Genomic DNA, 16,256 nt, shown 5'->3' on the forward strand with positions numbered 1-16,256 from the left:
GACACAAGGCCATTTTTCCGGTAGATGTTTGTGTCTCGGTACTACCGGGCATACCGTGCGCGCAGAATGACTCGCGTCGAGTCCATTGCACAATCGGGAGGAAGTCGTGAACAAGGCCGAGCTCATCGAGGCGCTCACCGTCCGCCTCGGGGACCGGAAGACGGCGACGGCGGCGCTCGACGCGGTCCTCGCCGAAATCCAAGGAGCGGTAACCAAGGGCGAACGGGTGGCCATCACCGGTTTCGGAGCCTTCGAGAAGCGTGCCCGGGCCGCCCGAACAGCCCGCAACCCGCGTACCGGAGAGGCGGTGAAGGTCAAGAAGACATCCGTGCCGACATTCCGTCCGGGCTCGGTGTTCAAGGAGATGGTTGCCAGCGGCAAGGCACCCAAGGCCGCCGCCCCGGCGAAGAAGGCGGCAACGGCCAAGGCCACCACCGCCAGGAAGACCGCACCGGCGACCAAGTCGACCGCGAAGTCCGCGCCGGCGAAGAAGGCCACCACGAAGTCGACGACGGCCAAGGCCGCCGCGAAGAAGACCACGGCGACGTCGGCCGCGACGAAGTCCACGGCCGCCAAGTCCACGGCGGCCAAGAAGGCGCCCGCCAAGAAGACCACCGCGGCGAAGTCGACGGCCGCCAAGAAGGCGCCGGCGAAGAAGACCGCACGACGCTGAATCAGCTCGCGGCCAGGGGCGTCCACCGCCGCGGTGGGCGCCCTTCGTCGTGGAACCCGCCGGAGCGGGGGCCGGCCGGCGGCGTCAGAGCCGGTCTGCCGCGACCAGGCGCGGTCCGGCGAAGGCGAGCAGCCAGCCGCCCCCTTTGGCGGTGCGGAAATCGCCGTCGCGGCCGGCGAGACAGGCCAGGGTCTGCGGCAGCACCCGCCCCTGGCCGCAGACCACGGCCGGCACCGACTGCTCGGCGATCTCCACCAGCCGGTCCGCCGCGGCCAGCGCCTTCTCGTCCCGGTCCTGCCCGGGCGCCGGCTCGTCGAAGTCGCCCTGTACCCGCACCGGCAGGTCGAGCAGCTCGGCCAGCGGCGCCAGAGTCTGTACGCAGCGCCGCGCCGACGCGCTCAGCAGCAGCCGCGGCTCGATCGCCGCCGCCAGCCGCGCCAGCCGGCCGGCCTCGGTGACGCCCCGCCCGGTCAGCGGACGGGCGCTGTCCGGACCGGACCAGGTGCCGCGTCGTCCGGCGTCGGCGTGCCGCACCAGCGCGACCGTGCAGGTCACCACCGGCGCGGCCGTGAAGGCCCGGATCACCTCGCGGTCCCGGGGATAGGTGACCATCGCCAGGGCGGCGGAGACCGGCATCCAGCGGATCCCGTCGACCTCGCCGGGCTGGAAACCGCCGCTGCCGACCGCGCGCAGCGACCAGTAGTCGACCGTCTTGGGCAGCCCGTCGCTGAGGTAACGCGCCGAAGGCAGCCGCAGCTGCGGCACGGCCCGGACGTCGGCCTCCTCGGCGACCTCGCGGATCGCGGCCAGCAGCGCCGGCTCGCCCGCCTCGCACTTGCCCTTCGGCAGCGACCAGTCGTCCCGCCGCGGCCGGTGGACCAGGCAGATCTCGACGCCGGTCGCGCCCGGTCGCCACACCACCCCGCCGGCGGCGCGGACCGCGGGCGGGGTCACGGCGGACCGGGAGCCCCGTCGGAACGCGATCACCAGGTCAGCGTAGTGGCCGGGCCCGCCGTCGCGGGTCAGCTCCCCCGTTCGCCGCCCACCCGCTCCAGCAGCAGGGCGTGCAGCTCCTGCCGAGGGTGCGCGGCGGTGTCGGTGAGCCGGTGCCAGGAGCCGTCGGCAGCCAGTTCGAACGCCTCCACGCCATCGCCGAGCGACGTGTCCAGCAACGACAGCAGATCCTGGCGGGCGGTGGCGTCGGTGACGCGTACCAGTGCCTCCACCCGCCGGTCCAGGTTGCGGTGCATCAGATCCGCCGAGCCGATCCAGATCTCGGCGTCGGCACCGGCGCCGAAGCGGAAGATGCGCGAGTGTTCCAGGAAGCGGCCCAGCACCGAGCGCACCCGGATCCGCTCGGACAACCCCGGTACGCCCGGCCGCAGCGTGCACATCCCGCGGACCAGCAGGTCCACCCGCACCCCGGCCCGCGACGCCCGGTAGAGGGCGTCGACGACCCCCTCGTCGACCAGGGCGTTCACCTTGAACTGCACCAGGGCCGCCGCCCCGGCGCGGGCCCGTTCGGTCTGCTCCTCGATGCGGGCCACCAGCCCGCTGCGCACGCCCCGCGGCGCCACCAGCAACCGCCGGTACGCCGTCTGCCGGCTGTAGCCCGTCAGAACGTTGAACAGGTCGGTCAGATCCGCGCCGACCTCCGGATCGGCGGTGAGCAGGCCGAGGTCCTCGTAGAGCCGGGCGGTCTTCGGGTGGTAGTTGCCCGTGCCGATGTGGCAGTAGCGGCGGATCCCCCCGCCTTCCTGGCGCACCACCAGCGCGGTCTTGGTGTGCGTCTTCAGGCCGACCATGCCGTACACGACGTGGCAGCCGGCCCGTTCCAGCATGCGCGCCCAGCCGATGTTGGCGACCTCGTCGAAGCGGGCCTTCACCTCCACCAGCACCACCACCTGCTTGCCGGCCGCCGCCGCGTCGATGAGGGCGTCGACGATCGGCGAGTCGCCGCTGGTGCGGTAGAGCGTCTGCTTGATGGCCAGCACCTGCGGATCGGCGGCGGCCTGCTCGATGAAGCGCTGCACGCTGGTGGCGAAGGAGTGGTACGGATGGTGCACGAGGACGTCCCCGTCGCGCAGGGTCGCGAAGACGCTGCGGGGGACCTCGCCGTCGACCAGCCGGGGGTGGCTGGCCGGCACGAACGGCGGGTCCTTGAGGTCGGGCCGGTCGCACTCGTCGTGCAGCCGCCAGAGCGCCGAGAGGTCCAGCAGGCCGGGGACCCGCTGGACGTCCTGGTCGTCCATGTCCAGCTCCCGCACGATCAGGTCCAGCATCCGCGCCGACATCGAGGCGGCGGCCTCCAGCCGTACGGCCGGGCCGAAGCGGCGCCGGGCCAGCTGCCGTTCCAGGGCCTGCAGCAGATCCTCGTCGCGGTCCTCGTCGACCTCGACGTCGGCGTTGCGGGTGACCCGGAACGGGTGGCAGTCGACGATGCGCATCCCGGGGAAGAGCTGCCCCAGGTGGCTGGCGATCAGGTCCTCCACGGGCAGGAAGCGCAGGCCGGGCGCGCCCGGGTCGATCCGTACGAAGCGGGGGACGTTGTCCGGCACCTTGACCCGGGCGAAGAGTTCCGGGCCGTCGTCGGGGTCGCGCACCGCCACCGCGAGGTTCAGCGACCGCCCGGAGATGTAGGGGAAGGGGTGCGCCGGGTCGACGGCGAGCGGGGTGAGCACCGGAAAGATCTGGTCCCGGAAGTAGTCGCCCAGCCGTTGCCGTTCCCGTGGCGCCACCTCGTCCCAGCGGATCAGGTGGATCTCCTCGGCCGCCAGCGCCGGCAGGATCTCCTCGGCGAAGCAGCGGGCGTGCCGCTCGACCAGCTCGGCGGCGCGCGCGGTGACCCGTTCCAGCTGGGTGCGCAGCGGCATCCGGTCCCCGCCGCGCAGCGGCAGCCCGGCCTGCAGCCGTCGTTTCAGCCCGGCGACGCGGACCATGTAGAACTCGTCCAGATTGCCGGCGAAGATCGCCAGGAACTTGACCCGTTCCAGCAGCGGGAAGCGGGGATCCTCGGCCAGGGCGAGGACGCGGGCGTTGAAGTCGAGCCAGGAGAGCTCGCGGTTGAGGAAACGGTCCGGTGGCAGCGGCTCGTCGCCGGACCGGGTCGCCGGCGGCGGCTCGGCGGGGCGTGCGGCGCGGGCCTGTTCGGTGTCCACCCGTCCATCATCACGCGCCGCGGGTGAACGGCGCGCCCACTGCCAGTGATCAGTGGGTGCTGCGGCTGCTCAGTGCAGGCCGGGCATGGTCAGGCGCAGCACCGACCCGTCGGCGTCGCGTTCGACCGTGAGCCGCTGACCGAGCCGCAGCAGGCGCAGCCCCGACGCGTCGAACGCCGCCGCCGGGTAGGACACCTCGGTGCCGTCGTCGAGCAGCAGCGTGCCGCACCGGGTCTGCGCGTCGAAGGTCGCCACCGTGCCCTGCATGTCCAGCACCGTACACCCGGCACGGGCAGCGGCCGCCGACGATTGGGAGGGCGGGGCCGTGCGGCGGATCCGTGACTGCGCCCTCGGCGGTTGCATGGCCCGGCGGTGCGGCAGGTCCGCGGCTCAGCCGCCGGCGCGTACGGGTGGGGCGGCGCGCAGCAGTTCGGCGGTGTGCGCGCCGAGCCCCAGCCGGGCGGCGGCGGCGAGGTCGGCCGGGGTGTCCACGTCGCGGCGCAGGCTCGGCCACGCCCCGGTCAGCGGCAACGCGCCGGTAGCGGCGTGGGCCTGGGCGGAGCCGGGACCGAACCGGGGCTGCAGCGGCGTACCCGCCGCCGCGGTGAGCAGCACGGTGCCGGTGCCGAGGGCGTCGGCGGCGTACCGCCGGGTGTCGGCGCCGGCCGCCTGGCCGAGCGCGTCGGCGAGCTCCTCCGGGCGCAGCGCGGGCAGGTCGGCGGTGAGGACGGCGACCGGGCGACCGCCGGCGAGTGCGGCACCGTGCCGCAGGGCCGGGTTGAGACCCTCGTCCGGGGTGTCGTCGACGATCCGGGCCCCCGCCGGCCCGAGGGAGTGCGCGACCCGGTCGTCGTCGGTGATCACCCAGACCTCGTCGACCCCGGGGGCGAGCAGTGCCGCGGTCACGGTGTCCCGGGCCAGCGCCAGGGCCAGCTTCTCGTGGGGCACCCCGTCCAGCGCGCCCCGCAACCGGCTCTTGGCCACGGTGAGGCGCTTGACCGGCATCAGTAGGGTCCAGCTCGGTTCGCGCACCCCATGATCCTGCCAGCCGGGTCGGGGTGCGCGCGGTCACAGGGCGGCCCTGGACAGACCCGCGCTAGCCGGAACGCATCGCAACGGGCATGATTTCGTGGCAGTGACACTGCCAGTACACAAACGAAAGCCGTCCGGCGACGGCAGCCGGCACGCAGGCGGCAGCCGGCCGGCGATGGCGGCACGGGACACGGGGGGTGACGTGGGACGGCGGAAGCTGGGGTTCTGGCGCCGGTTCGCGGTCGTGCTGATCAAACCGGTGGTCACCGTCTGGACCCGGCGGACGTGGCTGGGGGCCGAGGAGCTGGCCCGTGAGGGCGGCATCATCATCGTGCCCAATCACCTCGCGCCCACCGACCCGATCGTGTCGGCCCACTTCATCTACGACAACGGGCGCTGGCCGCAGTACCTGGCGAAGGCATCCCTGTTCAGGATCCCGCTGATGGGCGCGATCCTGCACAAGGTCCAGCAGATCCCGGTCGAGCGCGGCTCGGTCGAGGCGGCCCGTTCCCTCGACCGGTTGATCGCCGCCCTCGACGCCGGCGGCGCGGTGATCATCTATCCGGAGGGCACGATCACCAAGGAGCCGCAGCTCTGGCCGATGCGCGGCAAGACCGGCGCGGCCCGGCTGGCGCTGGCCACCGGCGCCCCGGTCATCCCGCTGGCGATGTGGGGGCCGCAGCTGATGGCCGACCCGCGTGGCGGCGGCGTGAACCTGCGTCCCCGCCGCCCGGTCACCGTCGCCGCCGGCGCACCCGTCGATCTCAGCCGCTGGGCCGGCGCTCAGCCGACCCGCGAGGTGCTCGAGGAGATGACCGACCAGATCATGCTTGCCGTCCGGGACCTGCTCGCCGAGATCCGCGGGGAGACCCCGCCACCGTTGTGGGAAAGGCCGCGCGAAGATCCGCGCGGTGAGGTCGGTCAACCGCAGGGAGGTACGGCATGAGCGGACACGTCGCGGTCCTCGGCGCCGGTTCGTGGGGCTGCGCCTTCGCCAAGGTGCTCGCCGACGCCGGCCGGGACGTGGTGGTCTGGGCGCGCCGTGAGGAGGTCGCCGAGGCGATCCGCGGCGGGCGTGGCAACCCGGAGTACCTGCCGGGGATCACGCTGCCGGAGCAGATCACCGCCACCGGGGACGCCGTGAAGGCGGTCGCCGGCGCCGACATGGTGGTGCTCGCGGTGCCGTCGCAGACGTTGCGCGGCAACCTCGCCGAGTGGCGCGCCCACATCGACGCCGACGCCACGCTGGTGTCGCTGATGAAGGGGATCGAGCTCGGCACCACCAAGCGGATGAGCGAAGTGATCATGGAGACCGCCGGGGTCCCCGCCGACCGGGTCGTGGTGGTCTCCGGGCCGAATCTCGCACCGGAGATCGCCGCCGAGCAGCCGGCGGCGACCGTTGTCGCCTGCTCGGATCTGGAACGCGCCACCCTGGTCCAGAAGTCGATCACCACCGGCTACTTCCGGCCGTACACCAATGACGACGTCATCGGCTGCGAGCTGGGCGGCGCCGTCAAGAACGTCATCGCCTTGGCGTACGGCATGGCGGTGGCGATGGGGCTCGGCGACAACACCCGCGCCATGCTGATCACGCGTGGCCTGGCCGAAACCTCCCGCCTCGGGGTGGCGCTCGGCGCGGACCCGCTCACCTTCGCCGGCCTCGCCGGGCTCGGTGACCTCGTCGCCAGCTGCTCCTCGCCGATGGCCCGCAACCGCACCTTCGGTGAGCACCTGGGCCGCGGGGAGAGCCTGGCACAGGCGCAGATCGCCACCCGGCAGACCGCCGAGGGCGTCAAGAGCTGCCTCGCCATCCGCGACCTGGCCCGGGCCCACGGCGTGGAGATGCCGATCATCGAACAGGTCGAGCGGGTCTGCCACGAGGGTGCCGACCCGAAGACGGCGATGACGCTGCTGATGAGCCGCACCACGAAACCGGAGTGACGATGCCCGGCACCCGAGCGGAGTACGGCGACGGGACCCGCTGCGTCCACGCGGGACTGCCCGACGCGGTACCCGGTGAGCCGTTCCTGCCCGGTCCGGTCCTCGCCGCCACCTACCACCTCGACCCGGTCGAGGGCCCGCGGGCGGCGGCGAACGGCTACGGCCGCCCCGACAACCCGACCCGCCGGCTGCTGGAGGAGGCGATCGGCTCGCTGGAGGGCGGCGACTGCCGCGTCTTCGCCAGCGGAATGGCGGCGATCAGCGGGGCCCTGCTGACCGTGCTGCGCCCCGGCGACACCGCGCTGCTGCCCGCCGACGGCTACTACCCGCTGCGTTCGCTGGCCACCGGCACCCTCGCCGAGCTTGGCGTGACCGTCCACTTCGTGCCCACCGCCGGGCCGTACCCCTCCTTCGACGGGGTGCGGCTGGTGCTGCTGGAGACCCCGAGCAACCCCGGGCTGGACGTGGCCGACATCGCAGCGGTGGCGCAGCGGGCACACGCCGCCGGGGCGCTGGTGGCGGTCGACAACACCACCGCTACGCCGCTCGGGCAGCGCCCGCTGGAGCTCGGCGCGGATCTGGTGGTCGCCTCCGGGACCAAGGCGCTGACCGGCCACGCCGACCTGCTCCTGGGCTACGTGGCGACCCGCGACACCGTGCTGCTGGAGCGCCTCACCAGCTGGCGGACCCTCGGCGGCGCGATCCCGGGCGCCTTCGACTCCTGGCTGGCGCACCGCTCACTGGCCACCATGGACCTGCGGCTGGCCCGGCAGAGCGCCAACGCCGCCGCCGTCGCCGCCGCGCTGGCGCAGCGCCCGGATCTGTCCGGGCTGCGCTGGCCCGGCCTGCCGGGCGACCCGTCGTACGCCGTCGCCGCGCGGCAGATGCGCCGCATCCCGGGCATCGTCTCCTTCGACCTCGGCAGCGCCGAGCGGGTCGGACGTTTCCTCGGCGCGTCCCGGTTGATCGCCGCCGCCACCTCCTTCGGCGGGGTGCACACCAGCGCCGACCGGCGGGAGCAGTGGGGCGACGACACCCCGCCGGGTTTCGTCCGTCTCTCCTGCGGGGTGGAGGACACCGCCGACCTCGTCGCCGACCTCCGCGCCGCCCTCGACGCGAGCCGCTGAGAGCGGGTCGGCAAGGTCCCCGTAGCGGTAGGTATCCGGTTTGCCTACTCGTTGTTGGGCTATACCGCAGGGTGCCGGGCTCAGACCCGTACGGCGGCCACGCAGAGTAGGGTCTCCCCGGTGAGCGGGCCAATCGGACACCGGGGCGGCAAAATCCGGCGCCGTCCGGGGCCTCCGCTCCGCTTCTGGTGACGAAGCCGCGATGAAAGGTGACTCTGTGACCAGCTCAGGCAAGACCCGCGTGGCGGTGGTCTTCGGCGGGCGCAGCCCCGAGCACGGCATCTCCTGCGTCAGCGCGGGATCGCTGCTCGCCGCCCTGGACCCGGACGAGTTCGAGGTGGTGCCGGTCGGCATCACCCGAGCCGGCCAGTGGGTACTCGCCGACGACGCGGCCGGGCACCTCGCCATCGCCGACCGGCGGCTGCCGGAGATCACGGCCGGCAGTGGCAACGCCGTGGTGCTCCCCGCCGATCCGACCGGCAACGGCCTGATGGTCCTGGACGCCGCCGAGGGCCCGCGCGCCCTCGCCGGCGTCGACGTGGTCTTCCCGGTGCTGCACGGCGCCTACGGCGAGGACGGCACCATCCAGGGCCTGCTGGAGATGAGTGGCATCCCGTACGTCGGCTCCGGTGTCTTCGCCTCCGCGGCGGCGATGGACAAGGAGTTCACTAAGAAGCTCTGCGCGCTCGAGGGCATCCCCGTCGGCCCGTACGCGGTGCTGCGCAACGGGGTCACGCTCAGCGCGGCGGAGAAGGAGCGGCTGGGGCTGCCGGTCTTCGTCAAGCCGTCCCGGGCCGGCTCCTCCTTCGGCATCACCAGGGTCACCGACTGGGCGGATCTGGACGCCGCTGTCGCCACCGCCCGCGAGATCGACCCGAAGGTGCTCGTCGAGGCGGCGATCGTGGGGCGCGAGATCGAGTGCGGCGTGCTGGAGGGCGAGGCCGGCGGCGCGCCGGAGGCCTCGGTGCTGGCCGAGGTGCGGGTCGTCACCGACCACGACTTCTACGACTTCGAGGCGAAGTACCTCGACGACGCCTGCGAGTACGACATCCCGGCCGGCCTGCCGGCGGAGGTCACCGCACGGGTGCAGCAGTACGCCGCGCGGGCCTTCGCCGCGCTCGACTGCGCCGGGCTGGCGCGGGCCGACTTCTTCGTCACCCCCGACCTGCAGGTCTACCTCAACGAGATCAACACGATGCCGGGCTTCACGCCGACGTCGATGTTCCCCCGGATGTGGGCCGCCTCGGGGCTCGAGTACCCGAAGCTCGTCGACCGGCTGATCCGGCTGGCCCTGACCAACGGTGTGGGGCCGCGCTGACCGTCGCCACGTGCAGGATGACAAAACGAAGCCGTGCCCCGGACCGGGGCACGGCTTCGTGTGATCTCTGTGTTTGTCAGCCCGTGCAGCCCTGCGGCGGGTTGCCGCCGGAGGGGACCGTCTCGATGATGGTCTCCGAGATGCCGCTGACCCGCTGCAACGCGCTGCCGTAGGTGGCCGGGACCCAGACCTGCACCGGAACCTCCCGGTCCAGGGTGGTCAGCCGGGTGCCGTCGGCGTCGGTGCTGCCGTACCAGCAGACCCGGTTGACGAGGTAGACGTCGTCAAGGGGCGGCACGTCGACCGGCGCCACGCCGCAGGCGACGGTGAGCGCCGGGTCGCCGTAGGCGGCGTTCTGCTCGGCGCCGGCACTGACCGGTCGCTGCGGGAGGTCCTGGATCTGGGGCGGCAGCTGCGACAGCAACGCCCGGCAGACGACGGCCTGCCGTTCGGTCAGCTCCGGTGCGGCGATCTCCACCGGCACGGTGGAGGCAGCCTGCGGGGCCGCGGTGGTGGGCGCCGGTGCCGGCTCCGGGGTGTCGGGGCGCAGCTGCACGAAGGCGAAGACCGCCACGGCCACCGTCACCGGCAGTGCGATCAGCGTCGCGATCAGTGCCGCCTGGCGGGTGCCGCGGTCGGTGGCCGGGGACTCCGCGGGGGATTTTCGCGACTCGCCCGGGCTGTTCTCGTCGATTGGAGAGTTGTTCTGGTCCACTTACAGGCGCACCACCGAACATGTGAGTGTGCGAGTGATGCCGGGCACCAACTGCACCTTGCTGACGATCAGGTTGCCGAGCTCGTCGACGGTGCGGGCTTCGGTCAGCACCACCACGTCGTACGGCCCGGTGACTGCGTCCACCCGGACGATTCCAGGGAGTTCGGCGATCTCGCCGGCGACCTCACGGGCCTTGCCGACTTCGGTCTGGATGAGGATGTACGCCTGAACCATGATCCGACTCCCGTCCGCCGCCCGGGCGGCTAGAGGGTGAAACTACCTTACGCACCAGGTGTGATCCGTATCGGTGGTCAAGGAGCTGCGATGAGCGAGCAGGCATGAGCATCACGACGACCGGCGAGTTCGGCCTGATCGCCCGGGTCACCGCCCGGGGGCAGACCGGTGTCAACTGTCTGCTCGGCCCGGGTGACGACGCCGCAGTGGTGCGGGCCGCCGACGGCCGGGTGGTCGCCTCCACCGACGTGCTGGTGGAGGGGCGGCATTTCCGGCGCGACTGGTCCACCGCACGCGATGTGGGGCACCGGGCGGCGGCGGCGAACCTCGCCGACATCGCGGCGATGGGTGCGGTGCCGACCGCGTTGCTGGTCGGCTTCTGCGCCCCGCGGGACCTGGACGTCAGCTGGGCGGAGGAGCTGGCCGGCGGCATCGGCGACGAGGCGGCGAAGGTCGGCGCCGGGGTGGTCGGCGGCGACATGTCCGCCAGCTCCGTGCTCACCGTCGCGGTCACCGCGCTCGGTGATCTGCAGGGGCGGGACCCGGTGCTGCGCTCCGGCGCCCGGGCCGGCGACGTTGTCGCCCTCTGCGGCCGGATCGGGTACGCCGCGGCCGGTCTGACCGTTCTCTCCCGCGGTTTCCGCACTCCCAAGCTGCTGGTGGAGGCGTACCGGCGGCCACAGGTGCCGTACCAGGCGGGTCCTGCTGCGGCCGCGGCCGGCGCCACCTCCATGATCGACGTCTCGGACGGTCTGGTGCAGGACCTCGGGCACGTCGCCGCGGCCAGCGGAGTCCGGGTGGACCTGCGACGGGACGCCTTCGAGGTGCCCCGGCAGATGGCCGACGCGGCGCGGGCGCTCGGTGTCGACCCGTACACGTGGGTGCTGGCCGGTGGTGAGGACCACGCCCTGGCCGCCACCTTCGGGGAATCGGTGGAGCTGCCGGAGGGCTGGCGGCCGATCGGCCGGGTGCTGGACGGCTCCGGGGTGACGGTCGACGGCGACGCGTACGAGGGGCGGGGCGGCTGGGATCACTTCCGGTGACGTCGGTCGCATCCAACCCGGCGCGCCGCTCGTAGCCTGTGCGGGTGAGTGAGATCGAGATCCGGCCCGTGCCGTACGCCGACCCGGTGGCCCAGCAGTTGATCGCGGAGGCGGTCGCCGAGTTGATCATCCGGTACGGGGGAGACGGCGACGGCGCGCCGATCGACCAGACCCAGTTCACGCCGCCGCAGGGCGAGTTCCTGGTCGCCTTCGCCGACGGCGAGGCGCTCGGCTGCACCGGCTGGCGGACGCACGACACCGAGATCGTCGAGCTGAAGCGGATGTTCATCCGCCCGCAGGCCCGGGGCCGTGGTGCCGCGCGGGCGCTGCTGCGGGCCGCCGAGGACTCGGCACGCGAACGCGGCTTCAAGCGGCTCTACCTGGAGTCCGGTGACCGGCAGCCGGAGGCGCTGGCGCTCTACGCGTCGGCCGGGTACGACCGCATCCCCAACTTCGGCCACCACCGGGACCACCCGGGTTGCATCTCGTTCGGCCGGGTCCTCTAGCCCGGCGGGGGCCGGTTTCAACGCCGATGGGTGGCCGCGGTCGTCACGACCGTGGCCACCCACCGTGTCGGATGAACGCGACATTGCCGACGGATCAGCGGATCCGCCGGCAATGGCCGAGCTTTGTGAAGGTGGAGGGCGAAGGCCCGCGCGTCAGGCGCGGGTGACCTTGCCGGCCTTGATGCAGGAGGTGCAGACCTGCAGCTTCTTGGTCGTCCCGCCACCGGCCGGGGTACGCACCGACTGGATGTTGGGGTTCCAGCGGCGGTTGGTCTTCTTCTTCGACCACGGCACGTTGTGGCCGAAGCCCGGTCCCTTGCCACAGACGTCGCACACGCTAGCCACGGGATACTCCTGAGAATTGATACGTTCGAGAGGTCGCGGGCAGGCGCTGCCCAGACAACCTGGTCAGGTTACCCGATCCGCCCAGCCCACGGCCAATCGCCTCCACCGGGCACCCGCCGGCGGCCCGGTCCGCAGCGATCGTCGGTGCGCGCCAGTAGGCTTCTCGCCGTGCTGGAGACTCTCGACGGGACAGCCGTACGCCGGTGGTGCGTGGGTGGGCTGGCGGCGTTGAAACGTCATCAGGGCGAGATCGACCGGCTCAACGTCTACCCGGTGCCCGACGGCGACACCGGCACCAACATGGTGCTGACCTTCACCGCCGCCGCGCAGGCCCTCACCGACGGCCTGGCCGGCGTCGCCGCGTCGCCGCGCACCGAGGACCACAGCGCCGCGCCCGCGCGCACACAGGACCACAGTGCCGCGCCCGCGCGCACACAGGACCACAGCGCCGCGCCGGCCTCCGGCGGAGGTCCGGACGGTGCCGACCCGGGCGGGGCGGGTGCCGCGCTGCGGCTGCTCGCCCGCGGCGCGCTGCACGGCGCCCGCGGCAACTCCGGAGTGATCCTGTCGCAGATCCTGCGGGGCCTGGCCGAAGCCGTCTGCGCCGCGCAGACCGTCGACGGGCGGGCGCTGGCCGACGGACTGCGCGGCGCCACCGTCGCCGCATACTCCGCGGTCGCCCGGCCGGTGGAGGGGACGCTGCTGAGCGTGGTCGCCGCCGCCGCGGACGCCGCCGAACAGACCGCCAGCCACGACCTGCGGGTGGTGGCGCGCGCCGCGGCGACCGGCGCGGCGGAGGCCCTGGCCCGGACCCCGCAGCAGCTCTCGCTGCTTGCCGACGCTGGCGTGGTGGACGCCGGGGGCAGGGGCCTCTGCCTGCTGCTCGACACCCTGGTCGAGGTGATCACCGGGGAACGCCCGGTGCGGTCGCCGACCGTCCCCACCCCGCCCCGGGCCCCGCTCACCGCGGTACGGGAGACCGGCTCGCCCGAGTTCGCCTACGAGGTCCAGTTCCTGCTCACCGCCGACGAACCGGCCGTACGCGATCTGCGGGCGACGCTGGCGGCCCTCGGTGACTCGCTGGTGGTCGTCGGCGACGGCCCGACGGCCGCGGCGTCCACCACCTGGAATGTGCACGTGCACGTCAACGACGTCGGGGCGGCGGTCGAGGCGGCGGTGGCCGCCGGCCAGCCGTACCAGATCTCGGTGACCCGCTTCGCCGATCAGCTGGCCCCGGTGGGGCCGGTCGGGCCGGATCAGGCAGCCCGGGCGGCGGTGGTGATCGCCACCGGGGACGGGGTGGCGGAGCTCTTCGCCGCCGAGGGCGCCGTGGTGATTCCCGGCGGCCCCACCGCGGGGGAGCTGCTGGCGGCGATCCGGGACACCGGCGCCGCCAAGGTCGTCGTCCTGCCCGACGACGGGCCGGGGCAGGAGATCGCGGCCGAGGCCGCCCAGGAGGCGCGGTCGCTCGGCATCAAGGTCAGCGTGGTGCCGACCCGCTCGCCGGTGCAGGCACTCGCGGCGCTGGCCGTCCGCGATCCGGGCCGGCGCTTCGACGACGACGTCATCGCGATGGCCGAGGCGGCCGGGGCGTGCCGGTCCGCGGCCCTCTGCGTCGCCTCGCGCGAGGCGCTGACGGTCGCCGGCGCGTGCGGGCCCGGTGACGTGCTGGCCCTGGTCGAGGGGGAGGTGCACCTGATCGGCGCCGACCTGCCCGCGACGGCGATCGCCCTGCTGGACCGGATGCTCGGCGGCGGCGGGGAACTGGTCACCCTGCTCGTCGGGGAGCGGGCCCCCGCCGGGCTCGGCGAGGCCGTCCACGAGTACCTGCGCAACCGTTGGCCCTTTGTCGAGGTGCAGTGCTTCGTCGGCGGCCAACCGGACTATCCGCTGCTGGTGGGGGTGGAATGACCGTCGTGGCGAGCGGCACCGACACGCCGCTGAAGACCCTGGTGGGGGCGAAGACGGCCAAGGCCCTCGCCGACCGGCTCGACCTGCACACCGCGGGCGACCTGATCTACCACTTCCCGCGCCGCTATGACGAGCGCGGCCAGCACACCGACATCCGCGCCCTGGACGTCGGCGAGCAGGTCACCGTCCTGGGCCAGGTGCAGCGCACGACCGTACGGCCGATGCGCCAGCGGCGCGGCAGCCTGCTGGAGGTTGTCGTCACCGACGGCTCCGGTGGCCAGCTGACGCTGACCTTCTTCGGCAACCAGGCCTGGCGGGAGCGCGAGCTGCGCCCCGGCCGGTGGGGGCTCTTCGCCGGCAAGGTCACCGAGTTCCGCGGCGCACGGCAGCTCAACGGCCCCGAGTACGTGCTGCTCGGCGAGACCGGCGACGGGGAGGCCGCAACCGAGGAGATCGAGGAGTTCGCCGGAGCGCTGATCCCGGTCTACCCGGCTGCGGCGGCGGTGCCGACCTGGGTGATCGCCCGCTGCGTACGGGTGGTGCTGGACACCGTGACGATGCCCGAGGATCCGCTGCCGGTGACAGTGCGGGGCGAGCGGAAGCTGATGGGGCTCGGCGACGCCCTGCGGGAGATCCACCGGCCGACCAGCACGGAGGCGCTGTACCGGGCGCGGCACCGGCTCAAGTGGGACGAGGCGTTCGCCGTGCAGCTGACCCTGGTGCAGCGCAAGCTCCGCGCTTCCGCCTCCCCGGCGCGTCCCCGTCCGCTACGCCCCGACGGCGTCCTCGCGGCCTTCGACGACCGGCTGCCGTACGAGCTGACCGACGGCCAGCGCCGGGTCGGCGAGGAGATCGCCGAGGATCTGGGCACGGCGCATCCGATGCACCGGCTGCTGCAGGGTGAGGTGGGTTCCGGCAAGACGGTCTGTGCGCTGCGGGCGATGCTGCAGGTGGTCGACGCCGGCGGGCAGGCGGTGCTGCTGGCGCCCACCGAGGTGCTGGCCGCCCAGCATCACCGGGGGATGCGGGACCTGCTGGGCCCGCTCGGCCGTGCCGGTGAGTTGGACGGCGACGTCGCCGGCACCCGGGTGGAGCTGCTGACCGGGTCGCTTGGGGCGGCCGCGCGCCGCCGGGCCCAGGAGGAGATCTCCTCCGGCCGCGCCGGAATCGTGATCGGTACGCACGCTCTGCTCTACGAGGGGGTGGAGTTCGCCGACCTGGGGCTGGTGGTCGTCGACGAGCAGCACCGCTTCGGGGTCGAGCAGCGCGACGCGCTGCGGGCCAAGGCCGCGCAACCGCCGCACGTCCTGGTGATGACCGCGACGCCGATCCCGCGCACGGTGGCGATGACCGTCTACGGCGACCTGGAGGTCTCGACCCTGTCGCAACTGCCGAAGGGGCGCTCGCCGATCGCGTCGCACGTCGTGCCGGCAGCGGAGAAGCCGACCTTTCTGGACCGAGCCTGGCGGCGGCTGAAGGAAGAGGTGGCCGCCGGTCACCAGGCGTACATCGTCTGCCCGCGCATCGGCGAGGCCGGGGCCTCGGAGGAGGAGCCGCCGGCCGACGACTCGGGTCGCCGGCCGCCGTTGGCGGTGACCGAGGTGGCGCCGCTGCTGGCGGAGGGCCCGCTGCACGGGCTGCGGATCGGCCTCCTGCACGGCCGGCTGCCGGCCGACGAGAAGGACGCCGTGATGCGCGGCTTCGCCGCCGGCGAGCTGGACGTGCTGGTGGCGACTACCGTGATCGAGGTCGGCGTCGACGTGCCGAACGCCACCGTGATGATCGTGCTGGACGCCGACCGGTTCGGCATGTCGCAGCTGCACCAGCTGCGGGGCCGGGTGGGCCGGGGCTCCGCCGCCGGCCTCTGCCTGCTGGTCACCGAGGCGCTGGAGGGTTCGCCGGCCCGGGAACGACTCGACGCGGTCGCCTCCACGGTGGACGGGTTCAAGTTGGCCGAGCTGGACCTGGAGCAGCGCCGCGAGGGGGACGTGCTCGGCGCGACGCAGTCGGGACGGCGCTCGCATCTGCGGCTGCTGTCGCTGTTGAAGGACGCCGACCTGATCCGCGACGCCCGGGCCGAGGCGGCGGAGCTGGTCGGCGAGGACCCGGAGCTGGTGCGGCACCCGGCGCTGGCGGCGTCGGTCGCGGCCCTGGTCGACGCCGAGCGCGCGGAGTACCTGGAAAAGGGCTGAGGCCCTGCGCGGCGAGCGGGGCGGGCGACCCGGAGGTCACCCGCCCCGTCGTGCCGATCGG

At 73.4% G+C, this 16,256-nt stretch carries 15 protein-coding genes and 1 pseudogene; 9 read left to right on the plus strand and 7 right to left on the minus strand.

What is annotated here, in order from left to right:
* The first annotated feature begins 106 nt into the window (after positions 1–106).
* Positions 107–673, plus strand: a complete 567-nt coding sequence (locus ACK8GG_RS09855) for an HU family DNA-binding protein (protein WP_440349915.1) — start codon at positions 107–109, stop codon at positions 671–673.
* Positions 674–757: 84 nt separating this feature from the next.
* On the opposite strand, the gene ACK8GG_RS09860 is transcribed toward ACK8GG_RS09855, so the two are convergent.
* The 4 genes and pseudogenes from ACK8GG_RS09860 to cofC all read right to left on the minus strand — a co-directional run bounded on the left by ACK8GG_RS09860 (position 758) and on the right by cofC (position 4,836).
* Entirely contained in the window at positions 758–1,660 is a 903-nt protein-coding gene (locus ACK8GG_RS09860; RefSeq protein WP_440349916.1) for an NUDIX hydrolase, read from the minus strand.
* A 35-nt stretch (positions 1,661–1,695) separates the two neighbouring features.
* Positions 1,696–3,819, minus strand: a pseudogene (locus tag ACK8GG_RS09865) (RNA degradosome polyphosphate kinase); the annotation flags it as partial.
* Positions 3,820–3,900: 81 nt separating this feature from the next.
* Positions 3,901–4,098, minus strand: coding sequence for a cold-shock protein (locus ACK8GG_RS09870; protein ID WP_440349917.1), 198 nt, complete (start codon positions 4,096–4,098; stop codon positions 3,901–3,903).
* 123 nt (positions 4,099–4,221) lie between these two features.
* Entirely contained in the window at positions 4,222–4,836 is a 615-nt protein-coding gene (gene cofC, locus ACK8GG_RS09875; RefSeq protein WP_440356263.1) for a 2-phospho-L-lactate guanylyltransferase, read from the minus strand.
* Between the two features lie 229 nt (positions 4,837–5,065).
* Here cofC and ACK8GG_RS09880 point away from each other — a divergent pair, with 229 nt between their 5' ends.
* From ACK8GG_RS09880 to ACK8GG_RS09895, 4 genes are all read left to right on the plus strand, one after another.
* On the plus strand, positions 5,066–5,809 hold the full coding sequence (locus ACK8GG_RS09880; protein ID WP_440349918.1) for a lysophospholipid acyltransferase family protein: 744 nt from the start codon (positions 5,066–5,068) through the stop codon (positions 5,807–5,809).
* Positions 5,806–6,804, plus strand: coding sequence for an NAD(P)H-dependent glycerol-3-phosphate dehydrogenase (locus ACK8GG_RS09885; RefSeq protein ID WP_440349919.1), 999 nt, complete (start codon positions 5,806–5,808; stop codon positions 6,802–6,804). Before ACK8GG_RS09880 ends, ACK8GG_RS09885 begins: the two co-directional genes overlap by 4 nt.
* A 2-nt stretch (positions 6,805–6,806) precedes the next feature.
* Positions 6,807–7,931, plus strand: coding sequence for a cystathionine gamma-lyase (locus tag ACK8GG_RS09890; protein WP_440356132.1), 1,125 nt, complete (start codon positions 6,807–6,809; stop codon positions 7,929–7,931).
* 241 nt (positions 7,932–8,172) lie between these two features.
* On the plus strand, positions 8,173–9,249 hold the full coding sequence (locus ACK8GG_RS09895; RefSeq protein WP_440356264.1) for a D-alanine--D-alanine ligase family protein: 1,077 nt from the start codon (positions 8,173–8,175) through the stop codon (positions 9,247–9,249).
* A gap of 76 nt (positions 9,250–9,325) precedes the next feature.
* Here ACK8GG_RS09895 and ACK8GG_RS09900 read toward each other — a convergent pair whose 3' ends face one another.
* A complete protein-coding gene (locus ACK8GG_RS09900; protein ID WP_440353878.1) occupies positions 9,326–9,943 on the minus strand; it encodes a DUF3515 family protein in 618 nt (205 codons plus the stop codon).
* Positions 9,944–9,964: 21 nt separating this feature from the next.
* Positions 9,965–10,198: an Lrp/AsnC family transcriptional regulator gene (locus tag ACK8GG_RS09905; RefSeq protein ID WP_440349921.1), complete on the minus strand. Its 234-nt coding sequence runs from the start codon at positions 10,196–10,198 to the stop codon at positions 9,965–9,967.
* 104 nt (positions 10,199–10,302) lie between these two features.
* On the opposite strand from ACK8GG_RS09905, the gene ACK8GG_RS09910 reads away from it, so the two are divergent.
* Positions 10,303–11,241 carry a thiamine-phosphate kinase gene (locus tag ACK8GG_RS09910; RefSeq protein ID WP_440356133.1) on the plus strand — a complete coding sequence of 313 codons (939 nt, stop codon included), beginning with the start codon at positions 10,303–10,305 and terminating at the stop codon, positions 11,239–11,241.
* Positions 11,242–11,285: 44 nt separating this feature from the next.
* Positions 11,286–11,747 (plus strand): GNAT family N-acetyltransferase, encoded by a 462-nt coding sequence (locus ACK8GG_RS09915; RefSeq protein WP_440356134.1) that lies wholly within the window; start codon positions 11,286–11,288, stop codon positions 11,745–11,747.
* Between the two features lie 153 nt (positions 11,748–11,900).
* Here the strand turns inward: ACK8GG_RS09915 and rpmB are convergent, their stop codons facing one another.
* Positions 11,901–12,092: a 50S ribosomal protein L28 gene (gene rpmB / locus ACK8GG_RS09920; protein WP_046569512.1), complete on the minus strand. Its 192-nt coding sequence runs from the start codon at positions 12,090–12,092 to the stop codon at positions 11,901–11,903.
* Between the two features lie 168 nt (positions 12,093–12,260).
* On the opposite strand from rpmB, the gene ACK8GG_RS09925 reads away from it, so the two are divergent.
* Both ACK8GG_RS09925 and recG read left to right on the plus strand, forming a co-directional pair.
* Positions 12,261–14,003, plus strand: coding sequence for a DAK2 domain-containing protein (locus ACK8GG_RS09925; protein WP_440356135.1), 1,743 nt, complete (start codon positions 12,261–12,263; stop codon positions 14,001–14,003).
* Entirely contained in the window at positions 14,000–16,195 is a 2,196-nt protein-coding gene (gene recG / locus ACK8GG_RS09930; protein WP_440356136.1) for an ATP-dependent DNA helicase RecG, read from the plus strand. Before ACK8GG_RS09925 ends, recG begins: the two co-directional genes overlap by 4 nt.
* Positions 16,196–16,256 lie beyond the last annotated feature (61 nt).

The organism is Melissospora conviva (assembly GCF_049523535.1).
Classification (GTDB): Bacteria; Actinomycetota; Actinomycetes; order Mycobacteriales; family Micromonosporaceae; genus Melissospora; species Melissospora conviva.

Bases quoted from the DNA above. Each gene is read 5' to 3' on its own strand.
- ACK8GG_RS09870 (WP_440349917.1), bottom strand. From the start codon at position 4,098: ATGCAGGGCACGGTGGCGACCTTCGACGCGCAGACCCGGTGCGGCACG.
- cofC (WP_440356263.1), bottom strand. From the start codon at position 4,836: ATGCCGGTCAAGCGCCTCACCGTGGCCAAGAGCCGGTTGCGGGGCGCG.
- ACK8GG_RS09885 (WP_440349919.1), top strand. From the start codon at position 5,806: ATGAGCGGACACGTCGCGGTCCTCGGCGCCGGTTCGTGGGGCTGCGCC.
- ACK8GG_RS09890 (WP_440356132.1), top strand. From the start codon at position 6,807: ATGCCCGGCACCCGAGCGGAGTACGGCGACGGGACCCGCTGCGTCCAC.
- ACK8GG_RS09905 (WP_440349921.1), bottom strand. From the start codon at position 10,198: ATGGTTCAGGCGTACATCCTCATCCAGACCGAAGTCGGCAAGGCCCGT.
- ACK8GG_RS09910 (WP_440356133.1), top strand. From the start codon at position 10,303: ATGAGCATCACGACGACCGGCGAGTTCGGCCTGATCGCCCGGGTCACC.
- recG (WP_440356136.1), top strand. From the start codon at position 14,000: ATGACCGTCGTGGCGAGCGGCACCGACACGCCGCTGAAGACCCTGGTG.